This window comes from Akkermansia sp., assembly GCF_020860705.1.
Lineage (GTDB): Bacteria > Verrucomicrobiota > Verrucomicrobiia > Verrucomicrobiales > Akkermansiaceae > Akkermansia.
Genome location: NZ_JAJBTT010000054.1, coordinates 15,628 through 38,542 on the forward strand (window position 1 = coordinate 15,628; position 22,915 = coordinate 38,542).

Here is a 22,915-nt window from a genome sequence, read left to right on the forward strand (position 1 = left end):
GTGGGTTGTCAGGAAAGGGGGGAGAGGGCGTTCACCGCGTCCCGGAAGGCCTGCCCGCGCTGGACGTAGCCGGTGAACATGTCAAAGGAGGAGGTGCCGGGAGAGAACAGGACAGTGTCTCCCTCCCGGGCAAGGGAGCGGGCCTTTGCCACGCAGTCCGCTACGTCCGCGGCTTTTTCCGTGGGAACAGCGGGGGAGAAGGCATTCCAGAGCTGGTCCGTAATCTGGCCGAAGACCACGCAGGCGCGTACTTTTTCCTTCAGCATGGGTTGCAGAGGCACATAATCCAGCCCCTTGTCCTTGCCTCCGGCAATGAGGATGACCGGGGAATTCTGGGATTTCAGGGCCGCTTCCAGCGCGTGCAGGTTCGTGGCCTTGGAGTCGTTCAGCCACAGTATGCCGTCCAGCGTGCGGACAGTCTCGCAGCGGTGTCCGGGCGGCGTGAACTCTTTCAATACGTCCGCGGCAACTTCCGCGGGAATACCCAGGTGGCGGCAGGCCAGAACGGCGGCCATGACGTTTTCCGCGTTATGGCGCTGACTCAGGGTGGTGTCCGCCAGGTTCAACAGGGGAACGTTTCCCTCCATGACCTGCGGTTCCCAGTAATAAAGGTCTGCCGCCGGGTCTTCCGAGCTGAACGTGCGGACGGGAGCTTTCAGCTGCGGGAGCGGTTCTCCGGCGCGTACGACAGCCAGGTCTTCTTCCGTCTGGTTGTCGAAAATGTGCAGTTTGGCCTGGTAGTAATCCTCCACGGTCTTGTAGCGGTCCATGTGGTCCGGCGCAAAATTGAGCCATACGGCTACGTCCGGATGGAAGTCACGGATGGTTTCCAGCTGGAAGGAGCTGACTTCCAGGGCCAGTACTTCCGGCACGGAATCCCGGAGCAGGATTTCCGCCATCGGGGTGCCGTAATTGCCGCAGGCGATGGCCGTTTTTCCCGCGCGCAGCAGGATTTTTTCCACCAGGGACGTGGTGGTGGTTTTTCCGTTGGTGCCGGTGATGGCAATGATGCGGCCGTGGTAGAAGCGGCTGGCCAGCTCCATTTCCCCGATGGTTTTCACGCCTTTCCGGCCAAAGGATTTGACGAAGGGGCTGTCCGTTTCAATGCCTGGGGAAATCACCACCAGGTCCGCGCGGAAGGAGCGCCCGTCCTCCTCCGTGGCCCCGGCGTACAGGGGAATGTCTTCCGGCCAGCCGCCGATGGAGGCGGAAGTGTCAAACACGCACACGCGGGCGCCATGCTTCATGGCGAGGCGTGCCGCGGCGCGTCCGCTTCTTCCCGCTCCCAGAACGGCGATGTTGAGGTTGTTGAGCTGCATGTTCGTAGTCGTCAGGCGGTGGTGAGCAGGAAAAGGCCCAGGAACGCCAGCAGGAGGCTGATCATCCAGAAGCGGGTAATCACCTGGGTTTCCTTCCATCCCTTGAGTTCAAAATGGTGGTGAATGGGGGCCATGGCGAAAATACGCTTGCCGTGGCGCAGTTTGTAGCTGCCCACCTGAAGGACGACGGATGTGGCTTCCATGACGAAGACGCTCCCGATAATGATGAAAAGAAGTTCCTGCGCCGTACAGACGGCGGCCATGCCGAACGCCCCGCCCAGGGCCAGGGAGCCCGTATCCCCCATAAAGACCTTGGCCGGATAGCAGTTATGCCACAGGAAGCCCAGGCAGGCCCCCACGAGCGCCATCATGAAAACGCTGATTTCACCTGCTCCGGGATGGAAGGGAACGTCCAGGGAATCCGCCATCAGCCAGTTGCCGCAGATGGCGGCAATGATGGCGTAGGAGATGCCCGTGGTGACGGAGCAACCGGAAGCGAGGCCGTCCAGGCCGTCCGTCAGGTTCACCGCATTGGAGGCGGACATGACCACCACGGTGCCGAAGGGGATGTAAACGTACCACGGCAGGTTCACCTGCCCGTAGAATGGAATGAACAGGGAGGAAACGTAGTCAGGCAGCTCCACGCGGGGGCTGCCTTCCGGATACAGGTACAGGAACGTAACGCCCAGCAGCCCGGCCAGGAACTGGATGAGAAGTTTTTTACGTGCGGAAATGCCGTCGGAGGTTTTCTTGGCCACCTTCAGGTAATCGTCCCGGAAGCCCAGCAAGCCCAGCGCCACCGTGACGAACAGGCAGGCGATGATGAAGGGATTGTTCATTCTGGCGCACAGCAGGGTGGCTATCACCATGGATCCTACGATCAGCACGCCGCCCATGGTGGGCGTCCCCGCCTTGGCTCCGTGGAGTTCCGCCAGCTTGTGCACTTCCTCCGCCGTCCTGATGGGCTGGCCGATTTTCAGGGAAATCAGCGCGCGGATCACCCGCGGAGCGAACGCCATGGTCAGGACGAAGGAAATGAGGCAGGCCAGCAGGGCTCTCCCTGCCGGAGCTGCAAGCGCCCCTGAGGGGCAGAGGTGTTCAATGAAGGAATGCATGCGGTTTACTGGGGCGGAAAGGTGAGGTTCATGACTTGCTCCATGCGGGCAAGGCGGCTGCCCTTGAAGAGAACGATGTCTCCGGGGGACGTGTGGCTGCGGAGCCAGGCGGCGGCGTCCTCCGCGGTATCCAGATGAATGGCCCTGGTAGACGAACCGGGGGGGATGGCATCCGTGATCCGCGCGGCATCCGTTCCCACGCTGATTACGCAGTCAAAGCGGAGCTTTTCCGCCGTGCGTCCCACCAGGGCGTGCCCTTCATCGGAAAAAGAGCCCAGTTCCCCCATCCTGCCCAGCACGGCAAACCGCCTGCCCGTGCAGGAGAGTTCCGCGACGGTGCGCAGGGCGGCCTGCATGGAATCCGGATTGGCGTTATAGGTATCGTCCACTACCAGCATGCCGTTGATCCGGGTGCAGTGAAGCCTGCCGCCCGTGATCCGGGCCTGGTTGAGGCCGGAGATGATCTGTTCCTTCGCAAGACCTGCCACCCATCCGGCCGCGGCGGCCAGCAGCGCATTGCCCACCATGTGGCGGCCGTGGACGGGAAGTTCCACCTCTTCCCGGCAGAAGTCCGGGATGAAAAGGGTGAAGCGCGTCCCTTTTTCCGTGGAGACAAGGTTTTCCGCCCGGACAGTGCCGGAGCCGATGCCGCAGTCAATGCAGGAGGCGCGGGTGGACTGGCGGATCATGTCCGCATAGTCGCAGTCCGCCGGGAAAATCATGAAGCCGTTTTCCGGCAGGCACCGGGCCACCGTGCATTTTTCCCGGGCGATGTTTTCCCGGGAACCCAGGTATTCAATGTGGGACGTGCCGATGCTGGTAATGATGCCGATCTTCGGGCGCGCCATTTCACACAGGGGGGCCAGTTCTCCCGGATGGTTCATGCCCATTTCCCACACGGCCGCCTCATCTGCCGGAGAGGCCTGGAGAATGCTGAGGGGAACGCCGATGTGGTTGTTCAGGTTGCCCTGCGTGGCGATGGTCCGGAATCCCTGGGAAAGGACGGCGGCGGTCAGGTCCTTGGTGGAGGTTTTTCCGTTGGAGCCAGTCAGGCCGACGGCAGTGAGGGTCAGCCCGGCGCGCCACCAGGAGGCGAGTTTTTGCAGGGCTTTCAACGTATCTTCCACCAGGATGACGGCGCAGGAGGGATCAATGCCCTGTTCCACGCGGCTGACGACGACGATGGCTGCGGTGCGGGAGGCCTCCGGGGCAAACAGGTTGCCGTCAAATTTTTCTCCCCCCAGGGCGAAAAAAACGGCATGGGGCGGCAGCTTGCGGCTGTCCGTGCACACGCCTCCGGAAGAGACCCTGTCAAAGGGGCCGCTGACCAGTTTTCCGCCGATGGCGTTGCAGATGCCGTGTGCCGTGAGGGAGGTCATGAAAGGTGGAATGGTGGCTATGTCTGGGGGAATTCTTCCCGCTCCTTGATGAACATGTTGCGGCGCACTTCCTTGGCGTCGCTGAAATCAATGCGGCCGGAGGAAAGCTCCTGGTAGTTTTCATGGCCCTTGCCCGCAATGAGGACGATGTCCCCCAGCCGGGCCTGGTCGATGGCCGTGGCGATGGCCCGGGCGCGGTCCGGGATGATGGCGTACCTGCCTTCCGGCATCCCCGCCGTAATCTGGTTGATGATGGAGAGGGGTTCCTCGCTCCGGGGATTGTCGGAGGTGACGATGCAGGCGTCCGACAGGCGCGCGGCTACGGCTCCCATGAGCGGACGCTTGCCTTTGTCCCGGTCCCCGCCGCAGCCGAACACGGTAATCAGGCGGCGGGAGCACAGTTCCTTGAGCGTCCTGCAGACGTTTTCCAGGGCATCCGGCGTGTGGGCGTAATCAATGAAAATCTGGGCGCCTCCGGGATGGGTGAACAATTCCAGCCTTCCGGGAACCTGCGGGATGTTCTGGAGGTTTGCGATGGCGTCCCGCACCGGAATGCCGGCACAGATGACGGCGGCCAGGGCAGCCAGGCTGTTGTACATGTTGAATTTGCCGATCAGGGGCACGCGCACCAGATAGCTTTTTCCCTTGTATTCCAATTCGTATTCGCTGCCCTTGGCGGTGGCGTGGTGCACCAGCATGCGGAAATCCGCACCCAGGGCGGAGCCGTAGGTCTTTACGGTCATCCGTCCGGAGAACATCTCCGCCAGCCGGCGGCCGTAGGCGTCGTCCATGTTAATGACGGCCACGGGCTTGCGGCGGGATTTGGTGTCCTGCGCCATCTGCTCGAACAATTTCACCTTGGCCTGGAAATAATTTTCCATGGTGTGGTGGTAGTCCAGGTGGTCCTGGGTCAGGTTGGTGAAAATGCCCACGTTGAAATTGATGCCTGCCACGCGTTCCTGGTCCAGCGCATGGGAGGATACTTCCATGGAGACGCCGCGGCAGCCGTTTTCATACATTTCCTTCAGCAGATGTTCCAGTTCCAGCGGACCGGGCGTGGTGTGGGTGGAAGGGGTGATTTCCTGCCCGTTGTCATAGGCGATGGTGCCGATCAGCCCGGCGCGCAGCCAGGATTGCCGGAGCAGGGAATGGGCGATGTAGGCCGTGGTGGTTTTTCCGTTTGTCCCCGTGACGCCGATCATGGTCATGTGGCGCGAGGGGTGGCCGTTCCAGGCCGCGCCCATCAGGCTGACGGCCAGCCGGGAATCATTCACCTCCACCCAGGAGATGCTGGCGTTCCTGGCTTCCTGCGTGCAGGGTATTTCCGCGACGATGGCGCAGGCGCCGCGGCGGATGGCTTCCGGGATGAATGCATGGCCGTCCGCCTGGATTCCTTTCAGGGCAATGTAGCAGGAGCCGGGCAGAACGCGGCGGCTGTCGCATTCCAGATGGGAGATTTTCACCTGGGGGGAGCCGGTGAGCGTATGGGAGGGAAGATCTTTGAGTAACGTAAGTAGCTTCATGATGGAATTATCTGCGCGGCGGTTTGGACGGGGAAGGAGAGGCTTGGGACCGGGAGGCTTTCTTGTCCGCCTCTGCGGAAGGCGTGTTCTTGGGAATGTTCATGGCCGCCGCCAGGCGCGTGGCCAGTTTCTGGAAGACCGGAGCGCATACGGTGCCGCCGCCGGGATGGCAGTGCTTGGAAGTGGGGTCGTCAATGACGACGAGGCAGACGAAGGCCGGATCCTCCACGGGAAGCATCCCTACAAAGGAGACGGTATAGCGGTTGTCAAAATAGCCCCCGGTGGGCTTCACCTTGTGGGCGGTGCCGGTCTTGCCCCCTACATTGTAGCCTTCAATCCGCGCTCTTTTGGCGGTTCCGTCCAGGTCCGTAACATGGAAAAGGGCGTTCCTGAGGCCCCGTGCCGTTTTAACGCTCATGACCCGGCAGGCTTCCACAGGGGGGGAGGACTGGAAGTTCTTGTCATCCACGTAAATGCCGTCCACCAGCCGGGGGCGCATGCGCACGCCGTCATTTGCAATGGCGGCATAGGCCATGGCGATCTGCAGGGGGGAGACCATCAGGGAATAGCCGAAGCTGATGCGGGAGAAGTTGACGAAGTTGCTGCCGTCCTGGCACTGGCTGTTGGTTTCTCCCGGCAAATCAATCCCCGTCTTGGAGGAAAAGCCGTACAGGTCAAAGTACTTTTTATAAGTGGGCCATCCCGATTTCAGCGCAATGCGGAAGGCACCCGGATTGCTGGACTTTTTCAGCACGCCCGCTACGGTCAGGGCGCTGTAGAAGCGGGGAGCGTCCGTCACGGGACGGGAACCCGGCACCATGTAGGGCGTGCAGTTGACCATGGTGTCGAACGTGGCTTTCCCCGTATCCACGGCGGAAGTGACGGAAACGATTTTAAAGGTGGAGCCGGGTTCGTACAGGGACTGCACAGCGAAGTGGTAGGCTCCTTCCTGAAGGCCCTCGCGCGTATTTAAATTATAGTGGGGGCGGCTGGCCATCGCCAGGATGCTGCCGGTCTTGGGCTCCACCACGATGATGCAGCCGCGCGGCTTGTGCGTCTGGTCCGTATAAAAAGAGATGGCGGCGTCTAGCTCCTCCTCCACGATCGTCTGGTACTCCATGTTCACCGTCAGGCGCACGTTCAGGCCGTCTACGGCGTCCTTGAAGCGGGAATCCGCGGAGGGGATGATGCGGCCGCGGCTGTCCTTCCGGTATTCCCGGATGCCATTGTGGCCCAGAAGCTGGTCATCCAGCTGTTTTTCAAGGCCGGAAAGAGCCACGGGCCGGGGGCCGCTGTCCTTCGTCTGGGCAATGTAGCCCAGAATGTGCACCATGCATTCCGGAACGGAATAGACGCGCTTGGAAGAGGTTTCAAACCGGAATCCCTGCACGCGGGCGTTCTGGATGGCCTGGCGCAACAGTTCCGCTTTTTCCTCGGACAGGTTCTTGGCGATGACAATGCGCTTCTTGGGAATCTCCCCGTCCTTTTCCACCGTGCTGATGATGTCCTGCACGCTCATGTCCGGCAGGAAAGGGGCGATCACGCTGGCCGCGTATTCCAGATGGGCCTGCACGTATTTTCTCACCATGTCCGGCTCATAAAGCTCTTCCAGCTTCTTTTTGGCCATGTCCACCCCTTCCGGGCCGTCTTCAGGTTCTTCCAGCAGGATTTTCGCCAGGTTGTGCTCCTTGCTGCCGTCCTTTTTGCTGGCCGCCTGGCCGAGAATCTTGCTGCGGAAGCCGGAAACGAGCTTTTCCTTCTCCTTCTCCGTAGCAGCATCCTTCCAGAAAGAGGAATGGACGGCCTTGGAATAGGCCAGTGCCCAGCTGATGGTCTTGGGATCGTTCAGGTGGTAGCCGTCCGCAATTAGCTCGGAGCTCTGCATGTTGTTGGTGAGGATTTCCTCATTGGCGTCCATGATGCGGCCGCGCTGGGGCAAGAGCACCTCCCGTTCAATAATGCCGCCGCTGGGGACGCCGCCCGTTTTCCGGGGGGAAACCAGCTGGATATTGACCAGCGTCAGCATCAGCCAGATGACCGTGGCGCCCGCCACGCCGCACAGGACGAGGCTTCTTCTGGCGAATCTGGATTTTGTAATCGTGATCATGAACGGCTCAGCGCATTTAATTGCCTGCCGCGGCAATGCGGGAGGCGTTTTCGGGAGAAATGTATTCTACGGCGGAGGGATCGATGGGCTGCAGGTCGGACTTGTCCTGGGCCAGCCTGTCGCGGATGGCCCAGCGGCTGGTCAGGGAGGAAGTCTTGGAGCGGTAGTATTCCTTCGTGAGCTCGCAGGAGGCGATCTCCTCGTTCATTTGCTTGATGTCGCGGGCGACCTGGATCTGGTCGTTTTTCAGCACGGCATAAGTGATGCCCGCTCCGCAGGTCAGGGAAGCGAAGGCAATGAGCCACATGATCATGCTTACGCTGATCTGATGGCCGGTGAAACGCTGTTTGAATCTTTTCATGGTGGTGGCGAAGGAGAGGAGTCAGATGATTTTTTCCACGCCGCGCAATTTGGCGCTGCGGGAACGGGGGTTGGTTGAAAGTTCTTCTTCTCCCGCAGTGACGGGCTTGCGGGAAAGCAGGCGGAAGCAGTAATCCGGGTTGGGGCGCGGAGCCGGCCATTCCGGACGGTCGATTTCCGGACGGCTCCGGAGGTCGAAGAACTGCTTGACCCTGCGGTCTTCCAGGCTGTGGAAGGTGATGACGGCCATGCGGCCTCCCTTGCCGAGCAGGCGCACGGAGGAATCCAGCAGGGCGTCCAGGGCATCCAGTTCCCCGTTGACGGCAATTCTCAGGGCCTGGAACGTGCGGGTGCCGGCGTGCTGCCTGCCCTTGCGGGGAAGAACGGATTCCACCACGCGGGCGAGCTGTGCGGTGGTGGTGATGGGAGCCGTGGAACGCGCCTTCACGATGGCGCGGGCGATGGCGCGGGAAGCCCGCTCTTCACCGAACTGCCAGATGATGTCCGCAAGCTCCTCTTCCGGAGCTTCATTCACCAGATTCCGGGCGGAAAAGGCGGCGCGGGTGTCCATGCGCATGTCCAGGGGGCCGTCTTCCCGGAAGGAAAAACCGCGGGAGGCCGTGTCCAGCTGGTGGGAGGAAACGCCCAGGTCAGCCAGAAGTCCGTCCACCCGGGAAACGCCCTGCATGGCGAGGATGGCTTCCACGTCCTGAAAGTTGCCGGCAAGCACCTTGAAGCGGGAGCCGAAGCGGGCCAGCTTGAGTGTGGCGGCGCGGCGGGCGTCAGGGTCACGGTCAATTCCCCAAACAGTAGCGCCTTGTTCCAGAAGAAGTTCCGTATGGCCGCCGCCCCCGAGCGTGCAGTCCACGATGAGTTTTCCGGGTCCCGCTGCGAGCATGTCCACCGTCTCATGCAGCAGAACGGTGACGTGGCTGAATCCGGTTACGGCCTCGCCGCCGTCCTGTTCCTCCGCAGCAGTGGCGGAAACGGCGTCTTCACCCAGCTCGGAAATCAGGGCGTCCACCTTGGCTCCGGCTTCCGGAGCTTTCAGCGCTTCCGCGTGGTACACGTTTTCCCACGCCACGGAGGGGGCCAGGGCCTTCCAGGCGCAGACCAGTTCATCCACGCCCATCTCCTCCGTCAGTTCCGCAATCACGTGCACATGGTTGCGGCAGATGCTCCATGCCAGCAGGCGGCAGGACGTGCCGTCCGCAATGCCGTCCGCCAGGGCCTGAGCCTCCTCCGGGCGAACGTGCGTACCCGCGCCCGCGCGTAAAGAAAGCTCAACATGGTCGTCAAAAGCCCGGTTCAGGCTGGAGGACAATGCGCCCAGTTTGCCATAGGCGCCCTTCTGCCCCGCCAGGGACATCTCCGCGGTGATGCGCTCCTTTTCCTGCTGCCAGGAAACCATATCCTGCGCCGGAAGGGCGTCATGCACCCAAAAAACAATGGAATAGGCCGTAACTTCCGCATGCAGTCCGGTTCTGGCCCCCATGCCCAGACTGGAAACAAGCCAGCCCGGGCGCAACGCAAGCGTTGCGTACGGATGGGCCTGGTGCGTGGGCGGAATGGTTGGGTTGGGAGGCATGAAGGGAGATCAGAGAATGCCGTAGGATTGGTTGATGTCGGAAATGCTGGCGTTTTCACGCCGGGAAACTTCTTCATAGAGAGAGGGTTCCCATAATTCGAAATATCCTCTCCGCGCGGCCAGCCTGACGGAGGAACCGAGTTGTGCGTGTTCGCACATTTGTTTGGGTATCAGCAATTTACCCTGGGCGTTAATGACGGCCTCCACGCAGTTGGCGTATAACCGGCCGATGAACAGGTCAATCTGCGCTTCCGTATATCCGGGCGTAGCTTCTATCTTATCAATGATTTGCTGGAATTTTTCCCGCGTGTAGACCTTAACGGTCGGCAATTCAAGGCGCCGGCCGGAGAGCAGGAGCAGGGCGCAACCTTCGGTAGGCCTCCATTCCGTCGGAATCGCAATCCGGTTTTTGGGGTCCAGCTTGTGCGTGTATGCACCAAAAAGGTTGTCAGATACACTGCTCATCGCATGCAAGTACACTAAGTAGTGACTTCAATACACTTTAATGCACTTGAAATGTCAACACCGTACTGGAAAAAACTATTTTTTCTTGTGTTCATGTCATGAAAAAAAGCATTGATCCGGTCTTGCTCCGTTCCGGGGCCGGTATTATATTCCGCGCATGATGCAGTTTTGCGTGTTGGGCAGCGGCAGCGGAGGAAATGCCACCATTGTGAAGGCCGGTGAAACCGTCCTGCTGGTGGATGCCGGGTTCAGCGCCGCCAGGCTGCGGGATAAAATGAAATCCGCCGGCGTGGAACCGGATGAGCTGGACGCCATTCTGCTCACCCATGAACACACCGACCACATGAAAGGCGTGCACCAGTTCACCAAGAAATACACCGTGCGCGTTTATGCCACCCGCCACACGGCCATGTGCGTTCAGGAAAAAGCTCCGGAAGTCCCCTGGACTTATTTTGAAAAGGGGCAGTCCTTTAAAATAGGGGACATCGTGGTCACTCCCTTTGCCACTTACCATGATGCTGTGGACCCGGTGGGGTTCAAATTTGAAACGGAACAATCCAGCCTGGGCTTCATTTCCGATACGGGCCACGCTCCCGGCAGCGTGGCGGAATACCTCTCCCTGGTGGACAGCCTGGTGGTGGAATCAAACTACGATCCGGACATGCTGGCAGCCACTCCCAGGCGGCCCTGGCCGCTGAAACAGCGCATTGCTTCCGAGCACGGGCACTTGTCCAACGAACAGGCCTGCGACCTGCTGAGGCGGATTGCCCATGACGCGCTGAAAAACGTGGTGCTGGCCCACCTGAGCGCAGAAAGCAATTCTCCGGCATTGGCAGAAAGCCTGATGCGTGCTACCCTGCATGACATGGGACTGGCTTCCACCTCCCTGTTCTGCGCCAGCCAGGATACCAGCCTGCCGTGGATCCGGGTCTGCTGAATCTTCCCTTTTCCCCTTTCCTCCCGCCATGTTCCTCTCCATCTGTGAAATCATGAGCACGATCATTGGCGCCCTGGCGGGGTCCATTGCTTCTTCACGGGTGAAAATGGACCTGTTCGGTGTGATTGTGTGCGGCACGCTGGCGGCGCTGGGCGGCGGAACCGTGCGCGACCTTCTGCTGGAAATTCCGGTGTACTGGACGCTGCCCTCCGGAGAAATCTTTGTGCTGGCCGCCGTCGTCACCAGCCTGGTGACTTTTTACGTGGCCCAGAAATACCCGCCGCCCATGGGCACCATCCGCGTGGCGGACGCCATCGTGCTGGCCCTCTTCGGCATGATCGGCACGGAAAAATCCTACCTGCACGGCTATACGCCCACCGTTTCCGTGATGATGGGAATCTGCACCGGCGTGGCGGGCGGCCTGCTGCGCGACGTGCTTACCGGCAACGTTCCCTACGTGTTCCGTCCCGGGGAACTGTACGCCACTGCGGCCCTGCTGGGCGGCGTGGCATACGCGGTGCTTTATTACTTCGGAATAGATTCCTCCACCTGTTTTGTCACGGGCTTCGTGGTTACGCTCTCCGTGCGCCTGGCGGCTATCCGCTGGAACTGGAACCTGCCCTCCTATCTTCCCCTCTTTTCCCCGGAGGCGGAACCGGAAGCCATGGAAGAGGAGGAAAAGGAAATTCGTTCCGGAAAGACGGGCGGCAAGTGAACCCCGCCACTTGTGAAAGCTCCCCTCGATGCAATACCGGCGCTTTACTTGCCCAGGCAGAAGGAGGAAAAAATAGCACCCAGCACATCTTCCGTATCCACGGCGCCGGTGATTTCCCCCAGGTGCGTCACGGCTTCCCTCAGTTCCAGGGCCGTGAATTCCGGGCTCTCCTGCCGGGAGATGGATTCCGAAGCCAACCGGATGTGCTCCAGGCACAGGCCCAGTTCATGCTGGTGCCGGGCGTTGATGGCTACCAGGGAACTTCCCGATTCTCCGGGAAGCCGGGAAGCGAACGTGCGGACAATCGCTTCTTCCAGCTCTTTCTTTCCTTCCCCGGCGGTGCAGGAAAACCGGATGCCGGAAACGGCCGCCCAGTCCGGATGGATCCCCAGGTCGCACTTGTTCAGGATCAGCAGCCGGGGCGCGGTATAAGGAGCGGCCGGGAAAAGTTCTGTCCGGGGCGCGGAAGCGTCCGCCACCTCCAGAACAAGGTCGGCGGTTTCCAGCGCCCTGTTGGTGCGGGAAATGCCGGCTTGTTCAATGACGTCGGAGGATTCCCGGACTCCTGCCGTGTCAATCAGGCGCAGGGCCAGCCCGGCGAGCTGGATGGATTCCTCCACCGTGTCCCGCGTGGTTCCGGCAATGTTGCTGACAATGGCCCGTTCATACCCCAGCAGGGTATTCAGCAGGCTGGATTTTCCCACGTTGGGCGGTCCGGCGATTGCCGTCCGGATTCCTTCCCGCAGCAGACGGCCGCCTTCTGCGGTCCTCAGCAAGCCGGAAAGCTTTTCTTCCATGTTCCGGAGACGTTCCAGAAGATCGGAAGCCGTATCCGGGGAAATGTCTTCATCCGGAAAGTCGATATAGGCTTCAATGTGGGCCAGGACGTGAACCAGGCTGTCCTTGAGTTCGTCCACCTGGGCTCCAATGCCTCCGTCCAGCTGGGTTTGCGCGGCTTTCAGGGCCAGGTCGCTTCCGGCGGAAATCACGTCCATCACGGCTTCCGCCTGGGTCAGGTCCATCCGGCCGTTCAGGAAGGCCCTCTTCGTGAATTCGCCCGGCTCCGCCGGGGAGGCGCCGCACTGGTACAGGCGTTTCAGCAGCCGGTCCGTCACCAGCATGCCGCCATGGCAGGAGATTTCCACGGTGTCTTCCCCCGTGTAGCTGGCCGGAGCCGGAAACCAAGTGATGAGCGCCTGGTCAATGGCGACTCCCTCCGCGTCCAGAATGCGGGCCAGGGCAGCCTGGCGCGGCTGGAGGCGCCCGGTCAGGGAGGCAGACGTGCATTTGCCGAGGACGTCCAGGCATCCGGAGCCGCTCATGCGGATGACGGCAATGGCTCCCTGTCCTGCGGCGGTCGCCTGGGCGGCTATGGTGCGTTCCGGGTCAATCATGATTCTATGGATTCAAAAAAACCGCCGCCCAGCAACTTGCCTCCGTCGTAAAAGGCGCAAACCTGGCCCACCGCCAGGGCGCGGAGGGGCGTATCAAAGCTGAGGCGGACCTTGCCTTCTTCCAGATATTCGCAGGAGGCCCATTCCGCTTTGGCCCGGTAGCGTGGCTGCGCCATGACGCGGGGGGGCAGGGGGGCCAGCGTGTTGGAAATGCCGCCAACTACGGCACGGGTGGCGTACAGTCCCTGCGTGGAAACGTCTTCATACCCCAGGATCAGGCGGTTGCGCTTGACGTCCTTCCCCACCACCACGTAGGCGATTCCCTCCCGCGGAGAGGCGACCCCGTGCCCTTTCCTCTGCCCCATGGTGAACAGGTGCAGGCCGTTGTGCATGCCGAGCGTCCTGCCTTCCGTGTCCACGATTTTGCCGGGTTTGTCCGGCAGGTAGTGGCGCAGGAAATCGCTCATCTTCACCTGGCCGATGAAACAGATGCCCTGGCTGTCCTTCTTGCGCGCCGTAGGGAGGCCGTATTTGTCCGCCAGAATACGGACTTCCGGCTTCAGCAGGTCTCCCAGGGGGAATATGGCCCGTGCGATTTGGTCCGGCCGCATCAGGGACAGGAAGTAGGACTGGTCCTTGTTCGGATCCCGGCCACGCAGGATGAAAGAACCCTGCGGCGTGTCCAGCCTGCGGGCGTAATGGCCCGTGGCAACGTAGTCAAACCCCTGTTCCAGCGCATAATCCAGAAAGACGCCGAACTTCATTTCCCGGTTGCACAGCACGTCCGGATTGGGCGTATATCCGGCGCGGTATCCTTCAATCAGATAATTGACGATGCGGGCGCGGTATTCGTCCACCAGGTCGATGACCCGGAACTCGATGCCGATTTTTTTGGCGACGCCCAGGGCATCCTGAATATCCTGCTCCCAGGGGCATTCGCCGGGGATGCCCTCGTCATTCACCCAGTTTTTCATGTACGCCCCCACTACGTCATGGCCCTGCTCCATGAGCAGGGCCGCTGCCACGGAGCTGTCCACCCCGCCTGATAAGCCTACAAGAATGCGTGCCACGATGCTGGAAAAGATATGGATGTGATGGGGCGGAATGTGTTGGAGAGCCTTTCCCGCCAGCCCCTGTAAATCAAAGATACCCCCGCAAGCCAAGACAAAAAGAGAGGAAGACAGGCATCCGGCGTTAACTTCGGGCAAAATAAGGCGGTGTTTCCGGCTGGACTTTGATTGTTAAACAAGTGGCCCGAGTCCGGATCCAGAATCCGAAGTCAACGAAAAAACCTGGGGAAAAGTTGGTTAGGGGTAATAGGGCATCTAAGGATAACAGGAATAATAAGGGTCGGCAAAATTCCTCTATTGTCCCTGTTATCCTTATGTTTCCTATTAATAGGGTTTCTTGATGGCGGCGTTGACTGTCACGGTTCCCGCATCCGCTTTTCTCCGCATGGCGACAATTTCCTCAAAGCGTTTTTGCGACGGAGTCCCGGAGACCATTTCCTTTGCCGGAAAATGCCGGTCAAATTCGGCGGCGCACTTTTCATCAAGATCATACACGGCAGCTTCCACGTAACGGCCTTTCATGCCGAATAAGGCATCTTTCTGCAATTCGCAGGCCTGGAGGGCTGCCGCGTACATATCATCCGCCGTTCTGATGCCCAGCGTTTCCGCGGGCACGAACCCGTGGCGTGAATAGTAGCCCGGGTCGCCGTACAGCAGAATGGCACGGAACCCCATTTCACGGGCTTTCATTTTGGTATATTCGATCATTTGCCGCCCGATTCTCCGGCGCTGGTATTCCGGAAGAACGGAGATGGGGCCCATGCCCAGCACCTCGCATTCCTTCCCGTCATTTGTCCTGATGACGGATTTTGCATAAACGATGTTCCCGACAATGCGGCCGCCGTGAACGGCAACCACATCCAGTTCCGGGATAAAGGAGGGATGGCCGCGCATGATATGGAGCAGGTAGTGCTCATTGCAACCGGGGGAATAATGGTTCCAGAACGCTTCCCGCGTGACATGTTCCGTTTCCGCATAGTCTGCAGGCTGCTCCGTTCTTAATTTGATGGTCATGGAAAGTCTCTCTTTACGGTTCCCCCTTGGAAAAGTTCCAGAGGCGGTGCATGGTGATGACGTCCGGAATGTTCATGGGGCGCACCACGCGGAAGCCGATCATGCCTCCATCCGTCAGATACCAGATGCTTTTGGGGTTCTGGGGATCCTGGCGGTTCCAGGCGGGAGAGCTGGCGCGGCGCGCGGCGTTCCGCAGGCGGTCCGGATCATCTTCCCAGGAACCTCCGCGGACCACGTGGGGAGCCTTGGGCATGATGACGAGGGGATCTTTCACGGACTGTCCGGACCGTTTGGCGTAAGCGTCCGGAGTGTAGGAATCCAGGACCCATTCAGCCACGTTTCCGTGCATGTCCCGGAGTCCCCACGCATTCGGTTTTTTGGACCCCGTTTTCTGGTAGCGGTCATTGGAATTGTCCCAGTACCAGGCGTACTGGTCCAGGGCCTCCTCCCCGTTTCCGTAGGAATAGGCGCCGGAATTTCCTGCACGGCAGGCGTATTCCCATTCCGCTTCCGTGGGCAGGCGGTAGTAGTGCCCGGTCTGGGCGCTCAGCCATTCACAGAATTTGCTGGCGGCGTGATGGGACATGGATATGGCAGGCAGGCCGTGTTCATAGCCGCGGCCCATGCCCAGGTTCATCGCGGTGTAAGGGGCCGTGGGCTGCGTGACGGAGTCCCACAGTTCATCGTCCGGCTGTTCCTCCAGAAGCTGGCCGTCCTTGGCACGGGGGCGCCCATTCTCCATGAAGGCCGTATAGAGTTCCCAGGGGATTTCCATTTCTGAAATCCAGAAGGGGGAAACGCTGACTTCATGCCGGGGGCCTTCATCCGGTTTGCGGCCCGGTTCCTTCTCGGGGCTTCCCATGGAAAAAGTCCCTCCGGGAATGGCGATCATGCGGAGGGAAGCCCCTGCCGCAGGCACCGCTTCCGTATAGGACTCAAAGCGTGCCGGCGTGCCGGAGGCCTCAATGAGCTGATGGATTTGGCGCGTGGTGCCAATCAGTTCCCGGGAAGGAAGGTCATCCGGAACGGGAAGGGAAGGACCGGCGGCGCGGTCCAGCTCCCGTTTTTGCAGGGCGGAGCGGCTTTCCCCCCACTGGCGCGCGCTGGTAATGCGCGCGGCATCCTCCGTGGCCGGCCGGGGGGAACCTTCGTCCCGGCACCCGGTCAGCAGGGCGCTTCCTCCCAGAAAGCAGGAAACAAGGAAAATGCCGCGCATGGAGTGGTGCAGGCGGGAGAGTCCTACATCGTCATGCCCCCGTCACAGGCAATAACCTGTCCGGTGATGTAACGGGCGTCATCAGAGGCAAGGAAGGCCGTCAGGGCGGCGATGTCTTCCACGGAGCCCTGTTCCTTCAGAGGAATCTTTTTGACGATTTCCTCCTTGAGGTTGTCCGGGATGGCGTTGGACATTTCCGTGCAAATGAAGCCGGGGGCAATCGCGTTGCACGTTACTTTGCGCGGTGCGAATTCCAGGGCCAGGGACTTGGTGAAGCCAATCAGGCCCGCCTTGGAGGCGGCATAGTTGGCCTGTCCGATGTTGCCGACCAGGCCGATGACGGAACTCATGTTGATGATGCGTCCGGCGGGGGATTTCATCAGTACGCGCTGGAGGGCCTTGACCGTATTGAAGGCGCTCTTCAGGTTGGTGTCCATAACGGCGTCCCAGTCTTCCTCTTTCATGCGGAGCATGAGGGTGTCACGGGTGATGCCGGCATTGTTCACCAGAATGTCGATTTGCGGGAATTCCTTCAGAATGACGGAGATGGTTTCCTGGACGGCGGCGTAATCCGCTACGTCGCAGGGATACGCCTTGCAGGAGTCCGGGAATTCTCCGTTGATTTCTTCTGCGGCTCCCCCGCAGCTGGACGGGCTGCGGCTGATCAGGATGACTTTGGCTCCTTCCGAGGCGAAGCGGCGCGCGATGGCATTTCCGATTCCCCGGCCTGCACCGGTAACGATGGCTGTTTTACCTGCTAACTTTTGCATGCTGCCCCTAGTAAACCCGTTTTTTCCGGCTCCGGCAAGCTTGAAATGGGAGCAGGAGGCGACGGATGTTCCCGGTGCTTTGCCTGCTGTGCGGCCCTGCTGGTCAATTGGGAGGAAGTAGGTCTTCAACACGGATATCCTCGGCGTTTCCCCCTCCGTGTTCCTCCTCATCTTCATCCGTCTCTATAAAGGTACTGAATTCGTCCGAGTTTTCCAGAATATCCTTCAAGGCGGCGGACCCGTAATAGCGGGCTTCCAGCAGTCGTTTGCCTTCCTGCTTGCACTGCTCGGTCAATCGTTCCATCCGTTCCTCCATTTTTTCCATCAGGGCCTCTTCTTTTTCCTTTTCCTTATCGCTCAATTTATCCTGGAGATTAAGGAAATGCTGAATATCTTTCTGGATACCCTGCAGCGTCTTGACGGCCTTGTCCGCGCTTTCCTTATCCTGCACGGCGGCCAGTGTCTGGTGAGTGTTGATGGCAAGAGAAAAAGCCTGGTTGATCAGGGAATCGGCGGAAGGGGTTTTTTCTGCCGGGGCAGAGGACGCAGGGGCAGCGGCGAGCGCGGCCGGTTCACCGAACGCAAGCGATGCGCCGCACAGCAGCGCAGAACTCAGAACAGGGATAAGGGAAATCTTCATCCCGTCCTTTTAAGGCAGGATAAAACCCATGGCAAGGAGAAAAGACGCGGAGGCGGACAGTCCGGGAGATCGGGTCCCGGAAGTTTTTTCCCGGTTCAGGGAATTTCCTGAACATGGGGAAGCCGGGAGCTCCTCGTGTGCGGAAGAGTCATCATGACCGCCTGGTGCAGGCGAAGCGTTTCCTGCACGCTTGCCTGATTCTTATTCCGCCGTGATGCCACCCTTTTCGTCGTCCAGAATGCCGGACTTTTCCAGATAATAGTCATAGCCGCCCGCATAAGTGGTAATGGTTCCCCGGTTCACGTGCAGGGTTTTTTCCGCCAGGGAGCGGATGAAGTGCACGTCGTGGGAGATGAAGACCAGGGTTCCCTCATAATGTTTCAGGGCTTGCACCAGGGCTTCCACGGACAGAAGGTCCAGGTGGGTGGTCGGTTCATCCATCAGCAGGAGGTTGGGCGGGTCCACCAGGAACTTGACCAGGCTGAGGCGTGATTTTTCTCCGCCGGAAAGCACGCTGACGCGTTTTTCCACATCCAGCCTCCGGAACAGGAAGGAACCCAGGATGGAGCGCGCCTCTTCCTCGCGGATTTCAGCATTGCATTTCATGATTTCCTCCAGCACGGTATTCTCCGGATTCAGGTTTTCCGTGCGGGCCTGGGAGAAGTAGCCGATGCGCGTGGTGGTGCCGGGGGTGCGTTTGCCGGAATCAATGGGAATGATGCCCGCCAGGATTTTCAGCAGGGTGGATTTGCCTGCGCCGTTGGGGCCCACCAGCACGGTGCGTTCTCCGCGTTCTACCAGCAGGTCCAGGTTTTCGTAAACCTTGTGGTCGCCGTAGGACTGGCAGACCTTTTCCAGCTCAATGACTTTCTGGGTACTGCGCGGCGGCTGGGGAAAATTGAATTTGAATACTTTCCTGCGTGCCACGGGTTTTGGAATAAGCTTCATCTTTTCCAGCTGCTTGATGCGGCTCTGGACCTGTCCGGCCTTGGAATTGATGGAGCGGAAACGGTCAATGAATTCCTGGATATGTGCGATCTCCTTCTGCTGGTTGCGGTAGGCGGCCTGAAGCTGCTCAAAGCGCATGTCCCTCTGTTTCAGAAAGTCCGAGTAATTGCCGCGGTACTCCACCAATTTCTCGTTGTCAATGTCGTACACGCTTTCCACCAGTTCGTCCATGAAATCCCGGTCGTGGGAAATCATCAGGATGGCGCCGGGATAGTTTTTCAAATAGCGCTGAAGCCACAGCAGGGAAAGGAGATCCAGGTGGTTGGTGGGTTCATCCAGCATCAGGAGGTCCGGTTCCAGGACGAGAAGCTTGGCCAGGTATGCGCGCATGATCCAGCCGCCGGACATTTCCCGTGCGGGGCGGTGGAAGTCGCTTTCCCGGAAGGCCAGCCCCTTGAGGATTTTTTTTGCCTTGGGTTCCAGCTGGTAGCCGTTGGCCGCATTAAAGGTGTCAATGGCCTCCGCATACTCCGGGGTATCCGTCCTGTTTGCGTTTTCTGCCGTCCGGATGACGTGGATGGCCCGTTCCATTTCAGGCGTGATGCCCATGGCGATTTCCAGCACGGTTTCGTCCTTCGGTTCGCTGGCTTCCTGCGGAAGGTAGCCCACCATGGCGTACTCATCCATGCCGATGGAGCCTTCATCCGGCGTATCTTCCCCCAGAATCATGCGGAACAGGGTGGATTTGCCTGCGCCGTTGGGGCCTACCAGGGCAACCCGTTCCCCCCAGTTAATGGTCATTTCCGTTTCCCTGAACAGGGTGCGTCCGGCGTGTGATTTGGTGAGGTTTTTGATCGTCAGCATGGTGAAGAAGGGCGGCATTCTAGCGGGCCGGAAAGGGGAAGGCAAGAGCCGTCAGGGCGGCATCCGGCATTTTTGAAAGCTTTACTGGATTTCTACATATAATTTGCTAGCCTTGGCGCGCCATGCCGACCATGCAGACATTCAGGCTTTTGCTTGCTGCCGCTCTTTTGTGCGGATGGAGTTCCTGCTGCACTCCTCCGGATGAGGATTTTGTACAGAAACCGTATGTGCAGCAGCAGATGTCAGGACTGGCGAATGCCTTTCTGGCGCTGCTGCCGCCGGACAAGGCCGCTCTTCCCGCCGCCCGGGAGGAAGCCAAATGGCTGGCTGACACCGCCGTAGTCCAGTCCGCCGCAATCGCCCGCGAGAACAGAACCGTTCTCTTTGGCTGGCTGAACAACATCCTGGTCAATTCCAACCTGCGCGACAGGGGGCTCTGCTGGCAGGTCCAGCAGGATTTGTACCGTGACATGCGCCGCCGCCCCGTGAAGTATTTCCGGGTGGGGCTGACCATCCGCGACCATGGAACAGGGCGGGAGCACAGCTGCGTGTACGTGAACGCCGCCGGCGGAGGATTGCAGGGCTCCATCGTCCTGGACGCATGGAAAAACTGCGGGCACCTGGTGGCGCTGACCCAGAAGGACCGGACAGGCGGCAAATGGGAAGAGGACTGGCGGGAGCCTTTCGTCTCCGCAGCTTTTCCGGAAGGGCATTCCTACGGAATGAAACATCATCTGGTCTGGCCCGGATGGGCCAAGAAACGCCCGATGCTGATTCAGCGGATGTTCCAGTCCGGCCAGCAGGAGGAAGTGAAAGGCGGCGTCTCCACTGCCTCCGCTCCCCGGCAGGCAGCCGCTTCAGGTACTAAAGGGACCGGCACGCAAAAGGCTGCTTAAGAGAGACTGGCGCCCGGGAATAGGCGCGTGCGGTGGCGGCATGAAACGTGCCTGCCTTTCCTGCATGGGTGAAGCGTCCGCTTTTTTACGGGAAAGTCCGGTGAAATGGGGAATAGCGGAGTAAAAAGCAGGTTCAGGGCAAAGAAAAACGCACTCAGTGCGTACACCGAGTGCGGATTAATTGGATGATTTGCTAATGTTGCAGGGCAAGCCCCGCTGCAAACTTATTTGCCCTTGGCCTGCACAACCGGAGCGGGAGCAGGAGCGGTGGTTTGCTGTTGCTGCTGCTGCTGGGAGCAGGAAGCAACCAGGCAAGCGGCGCCGGCGATGGCGAGGATAGCGATGTTCTTCATAATTCGAATTAAATACAGTGTTTATTAACTACTGGAACCTCCGCATCCACGGAGGTTTGCTGGGACCAATGTAAATGGTGACAAGTAGAAATCAAGAGATTTTCTTGTTCCATGTCACGGCATTACAGAAAAGAGCAGGACCCCCGATTTCAAGGATCCTGCTCTTTTTTATGCGTTATGAAAAACGGTCCGTTTTTTACGATTACAACGTGGGGCCGAGTTCAATAATGGAATAGTCCCCGTCCGGACGCCGGTAGACGATCTGGAGCACGTCGCGACGCGCATTTCTGTAGAGCACGAAGGGCTTATCGGAAAGTTCCAGTTCCATGATGGCTTCCTCCTTGTAAAGCTTCTTGAGATTGTAGCTTTCTCTGTGAATGATCAGGGGTTCCGGATCTTCCTTAGAATCGCCGGGGTAATCCAGCACGGAATCGTCATAAACCGTTTCATCCAGCTTGCGGATGGTTTCCTGGTGATGAGGGCGGAAATTCTTCATCAGGCGCGTCTTGTGCTTGCGCATGCGGCGCATGATCTTGGTGATCGTTTCGTCGATGCAGGCATACATGTCCGCCCCTTCCGTGGAAGCGTCAATGGTGATATGGTCTGAACAGAACAGGATCACCTGGGAAATCTTGCGGTCGCGTTGCACATCAAGCAATACTTTAACCTCCATAATGCGCGGGAAGTCCAGCCGGATCCCCTCAATCTTTTTCGTTACGAATTCACGAATCGCGTCTGTGACTTCCACGTGGCGTCCCGTGATCGTAATGGGTGTGTTTACGTTTACCTTTTGCATTGTCGTACCTCTTTCTAGTTGATGTTAATGCGCGGACCCAGTCCGCACCTTTCAAGATATACAGATTTGACAATGTTTGTCGAGGAATCCTTTCTTTTTTCCGCATCCGTGACCGGGCGTTTTTCCGGGCCAGGACGGCGCGGGAGGAGACTGGTGCAGCCTGTTACCCGTTGTGTTCCAAGCCGACGCAAGAAGGGGGCCTTTTTCCGTCTCTTGCCGTTGTCTCCGGAACGCGCCGCCGGGCCTTTGTCATACGGCGGCAATCATGAAAAATTTTATCTGAAAATACTTGACAAGCCGGGAAGATGGGTTATAACAATCACGCATTCCTCTACGGATGCTCTCTAAATCGCGGGATGGAGCAGCCAGGTAGCTCGTCAGGCTCATAACCTGAAGGTCACAGGTTCAAATCCTGTTCCCGTAACCATTTGAAAACCCTGCAAGTCAAAAGCTTGCAGGGTTTTTGTTTGAGCAGGAGGTAGTTTTTGTGTGCCGGGTTCAAGGTATATTAAGAGTCCGGCCTCCCCACCTGCAACGCTCCCTTCAAGGGAGAAAAGCGCATGCCTTTTGAAGGCGGCGTTCGCGTTCCCATGATCGTCCGCTATCCTGCGGATTCTCGTCTCCAGCCGGGTTCCGTCTGTAAGCAGGTCATTTCCGCCGTCGACATCCTGCCTGCGATGCTGGTGAAAATGGAGCCCCCATTCCCAACAATCTGGACGGCATGGACATGCTGCCCCTGATCGCCATGAAGGAGAACAAGGTGCCGCGGACGCCCTATTGGCGTACGGATTATACCTCTGCCATCATGGACGGCGATGCGAAGTACCTGCTCGTGCCCGACCGGGCTCCTCAGCTGTATGATGTTGTAAAAGATTACCGGGAAATGGATGATCTTTATCCCGGGAACATGGAAAAAGCCGCTCCGCTGGCCCGCAAACTGGGGACCTACCTGAAGACGACTCCCGCTTTCCGCTTTCCGGATACCATTTTTTGGTCTTCCTGTTTGATGAAGCAGTACGACCATGCGCGTCCTGCCGTCCAATCCGGGGCGGGCAAATAAATTTCCTGTTTTGTCCGGTGATATTCCCGGAGGATTCTTTCTGAATCCTCCGGGGTTTCTTGGCATCATTTTCATCAACAGCCTGCCTCGTTGCAGTTGGTGGAATGTTTTTCCGCAATGGCGCTTGGAAAAGAGGAGTTTTCCAAAAGGAGTCATCCTTGAAAGGTGCGCCGGCGGCGGTCAGTATATTTTTACCGTTTTAAGGCGGCTGCGGGACATCACGACCTTCTTTGTTCTTGTGACGACTAACAATAAAGGGTATGACACCGCTGGCCTATCTTTGCCGGGAGCTGCATGACTGATGAAACGGCATGCTTTCCGGCCGGGAAATAATCCTTTCATCCATTCCGGAACGACTTTCCGGCCTACATTATTCAACATATTAC

General features: G+C 59.0%; 22 protein-coding genes and 1 tRNA gene. 6 read left to right on the forward strand and 17 right to left on the reverse strand.

Going from position 1 to position 22,915, the window contains the following annotated elements:
• Window positions 1-8 precede the first annotated feature (8 nt).
• The 8 genes from murD to LIO64_RS12375 are packed head-to-tail and all read right to left on the reverse strand — an operon-like array spanning window position 9 to window position 9,856.
• Window positions 9-1,319, reverse strand: a complete 1,311-nt coding sequence (gene murD / locus LIO64_RS12340) for a UDP-N-acetylmuramoyl-L-alanine--D-glutamate ligase (RefSeq protein ID WP_290549753.1) — start codon at window positions 1,317-1,319, stop codon at window positions 9-11.
• 11 nt (window positions 1,320-1,330) lie between these two features.
• Window positions 1,331-2,434, reverse strand: coding sequence for a phospho-N-acetylmuramoyl-pentapeptide-transferase (mraY, locus tag LIO64_RS12345; RefSeq protein ID WP_290549754.1), 1,104 nt, complete (start codon window positions 2,432-2,434; stop codon window positions 1,331-1,333).
• Window positions 2,435-2,439: 5 nt separating this feature from the next.
• Window positions 2,440-3,813 carry a UDP-N-acetylmuramoyl-tripeptide--D-alanyl-D-alanine ligase gene (murF, locus tag LIO64_RS12350; RefSeq protein WP_290549755.1) on the reverse strand — a complete coding sequence of 458 codons (1,374 nt, stop codon included), beginning with the start codon at window positions 3,811-3,813 and terminating at the stop codon, window positions 2,440-2,442.
• A 17-nt stretch (window positions 3,814-3,830) separates the two neighbouring features.
• Window positions 3,831-5,336 (reverse strand): UDP-N-acetylmuramoyl-L-alanyl-D-glutamate--2,6-diaminopimelate ligase, encoded by a 1,506-nt coding sequence (locus LIO64_RS12355; RefSeq protein ID WP_290549756.1) that lies wholly within the window; start codon window positions 5,334-5,336, stop codon window positions 3,831-3,833.
• 7 nt (window positions 5,337-5,343) lie between these two features.
• Window positions 5,344-7,443 carry a penicillin-binding protein 2 gene (locus LIO64_RS12360; RefSeq protein ID WP_290549757.1) on the reverse strand — a complete coding sequence of 700 codons (2,100 nt, stop codon included), beginning with the start codon at window positions 7,441-7,443 and terminating at the stop codon, window positions 5,344-5,346.
• A gap of 16 nt (window positions 7,444-7,459) precedes the next feature.
• Window positions 7,460-7,804, reverse strand: coding sequence for a hypothetical protein (locus LIO64_RS12365; RefSeq protein ID WP_290549758.1), 345 nt, complete (start codon window positions 7,802-7,804; stop codon window positions 7,460-7,462).
• A 21-nt stretch (window positions 7,805-7,825) separates the two neighbouring features.
• Window positions 7,826-9,391 carry a 16S rRNA (cytosine(1402)-N(4))-methyltransferase RsmH gene (gene rsmH, locus LIO64_RS12370; RefSeq protein ID WP_290549759.1) on the reverse strand — a complete coding sequence of 522 codons (1,566 nt, stop codon included), beginning with the start codon at window positions 9,389-9,391 and terminating at the stop codon, window positions 7,826-7,828.
• 9 nt (window positions 9,392-9,400) lie between these two features.
• Window positions 9,401-9,856, reverse strand: a complete 456-nt coding sequence (locus LIO64_RS12375) for a hypothetical protein (protein WP_290549760.1) — start codon at window positions 9,854-9,856, stop codon at window positions 9,401-9,403.
• Between the two features lie 157 nt (window positions 9,857-10,013).
• Here LIO64_RS12375 and LIO64_RS12380 point away from each other — a divergent pair, with 157 nt between their 5' ends.
• Window positions 10,014-10,793, forward strand: a complete 780-nt coding sequence (locus LIO64_RS12380) for an MBL fold metallo-hydrolase (protein WP_290549761.1) — start codon at window positions 10,014-10,016, stop codon at window positions 10,791-10,793.
• A 52-nt stretch (window positions 10,794-10,845) separates the two neighbouring features.
• The gene (locus tag LIO64_RS12385; protein ID WP_290549762.1) at window positions 10,846-11,508 is read left to right on the forward strand and encodes a trimeric intracellular cation channel family protein; all 663 of its coding nucleotides are present in this window, start codon (window positions 10,846-10,848) and stop codon (window positions 11,506-11,508) included.
• A gap of 44 nt (window positions 11,509-11,552) precedes the next feature.
• Here LIO64_RS12385 and mnmE read toward each other — a convergent pair whose 3' ends face one another.
• The 7 genes from mnmE to LIO64_RS12420 all read right to left on the reverse strand — a co-directional run bounded on the left by mnmE (window position 11,553) and on the right by LIO64_RS12420 (window position 19,424).
• On the reverse strand, window positions 11,553-12,902 hold the full coding sequence (mnmE, locus tag LIO64_RS12390) for a tRNA uridine-5-carboxymethylaminomethyl(34) synthesis GTPase MnmE (protein WP_290549763.1): 1,350 nt from the start codon (window positions 12,900-12,902) through the stop codon (window positions 11,553-11,555).
• Window positions 12,899-13,972, reverse strand: a complete 1,074-nt coding sequence (gene mnmA / locus LIO64_RS12395) for a tRNA 2-thiouridine(34) synthase MnmA (RefSeq protein ID WP_290549764.1) — start codon at window positions 13,970-13,972, stop codon at window positions 12,899-12,901. The genes mnmE and mnmA overlap by 4 nt, the downstream gene beginning before the upstream one ends.
• A gap of 324 nt (window positions 13,973-14,296) precedes the next feature.
• Window positions 14,297-14,986 carry an N-acetyltransferase gene (locus LIO64_RS12400; protein WP_290549765.1) on the reverse strand — a complete coding sequence of 230 codons (690 nt, stop codon included), beginning with the start codon at window positions 14,984-14,986 and terminating at the stop codon, window positions 14,297-14,299.
• Between the two features lie 13 nt (window positions 14,987-14,999).
• On the reverse strand, window positions 15,000-16,202 hold the full coding sequence (locus LIO64_RS12405) for an SUMF1/EgtB/PvdO family nonheme iron enzyme (RefSeq protein WP_290549766.1): 1,203 nt from the start codon (window positions 16,200-16,202) through the stop codon (window positions 15,000-15,002).
• 23 nt (window positions 16,203-16,225) lie between these two features.
• Window positions 16,226-16,972: a 3-oxoacyl-[acyl-carrier-protein] reductase gene (fabG, locus tag LIO64_RS12410; protein WP_290549767.1), complete on the reverse strand. Its 747-nt coding sequence runs from the start codon at window positions 16,970-16,972 to the stop codon at window positions 16,226-16,228.
• A gap of 103 nt (window positions 16,973-17,075) precedes the next feature.
• On the reverse strand, window positions 17,076-17,612 hold the full coding sequence (locus LIO64_RS12415) for a hypothetical protein (protein WP_290549768.1): 537 nt from the start codon (window positions 17,610-17,612) through the stop codon (window positions 17,076-17,078).
• A gap of 201 nt (window positions 17,613-17,813) precedes the next feature.
• Window positions 17,814-19,424 carry an ABC-F family ATP-binding cassette domain-containing protein gene (locus tag LIO64_RS12420; RefSeq protein ID WP_290549769.1) on the reverse strand — a complete coding sequence of 537 codons (1,611 nt, stop codon included), beginning with the start codon at window positions 19,422-19,424 and terminating at the stop codon, window positions 17,814-17,816.
• Between the two features lie 131 nt (window positions 19,425-19,555).
• Here LIO64_RS12420 and LIO64_RS12425 point away from each other — a divergent pair, with 131 nt between their 5' ends.
• Window positions 19,556-20,320, forward strand: coding sequence for a hypothetical protein (locus LIO64_RS12425; protein ID WP_290549770.1), 765 nt, complete (start codon window positions 19,556-19,558; stop codon window positions 20,318-20,320).
• 224 nt (window positions 20,321-20,544) lie between these two features.
• On the opposite strand, the gene LIO64_RS12430 is transcribed toward LIO64_RS12425, so the two are convergent.
• Both LIO64_RS12430 and raiA read right to left on the reverse strand, forming a co-directional pair.
• Window positions 20,545-20,673 (reverse strand): hypothetical protein, encoded by a 129-nt coding sequence (locus LIO64_RS12430; protein ID WP_012420041.1) that lies wholly within the window; start codon window positions 20,671-20,673, stop codon window positions 20,545-20,547.
• A 202-nt stretch (window positions 20,674-20,875) separates the two neighbouring features.
• Window positions 20,876-21,469, reverse strand: a complete 594-nt coding sequence (gene raiA, locus LIO64_RS12435) for a ribosome-associated translation inhibitor RaiA (protein ID WP_290549771.1) — start codon at window positions 21,467-21,469, stop codon at window positions 20,876-20,878.
• A gap of 350 nt (window positions 21,470-21,819) precedes the next feature.
• On the opposite strand from raiA, the gene LIO64_RS12440 reads away from it, so the two are divergent.
• The 3 genes from LIO64_RS12440 to LIO64_RS12450 all read left to right on the forward strand — a co-directional run bounded on the left by LIO64_RS12440 (window position 21,820) and on the right by LIO64_RS12450 (window position 22,827).
• Window positions 21,820-21,896: transfer RNA gene (locus LIO64_RS12440), tRNA-Met, on the forward strand.
• Between the two features lie 294 nt (window positions 21,897-22,190).
• Window positions 22,191-22,529, forward strand: coding sequence for a hypothetical protein (locus tag LIO64_RS12445; protein ID WP_290549772.1), 339 nt, complete (start codon window positions 22,191-22,193; stop codon window positions 22,527-22,529).
• A complete protein-coding gene (locus LIO64_RS12450; protein WP_290549773.1) occupies window positions 22,492-22,827 on the forward strand; it encodes a hypothetical protein in 336 nt (111 codons plus the stop codon). Before LIO64_RS12445 ends, LIO64_RS12450 begins: the two co-directional genes overlap by 38 nt.
• Window positions 22,828-22,915: the final 88 nt, after the last annotated feature.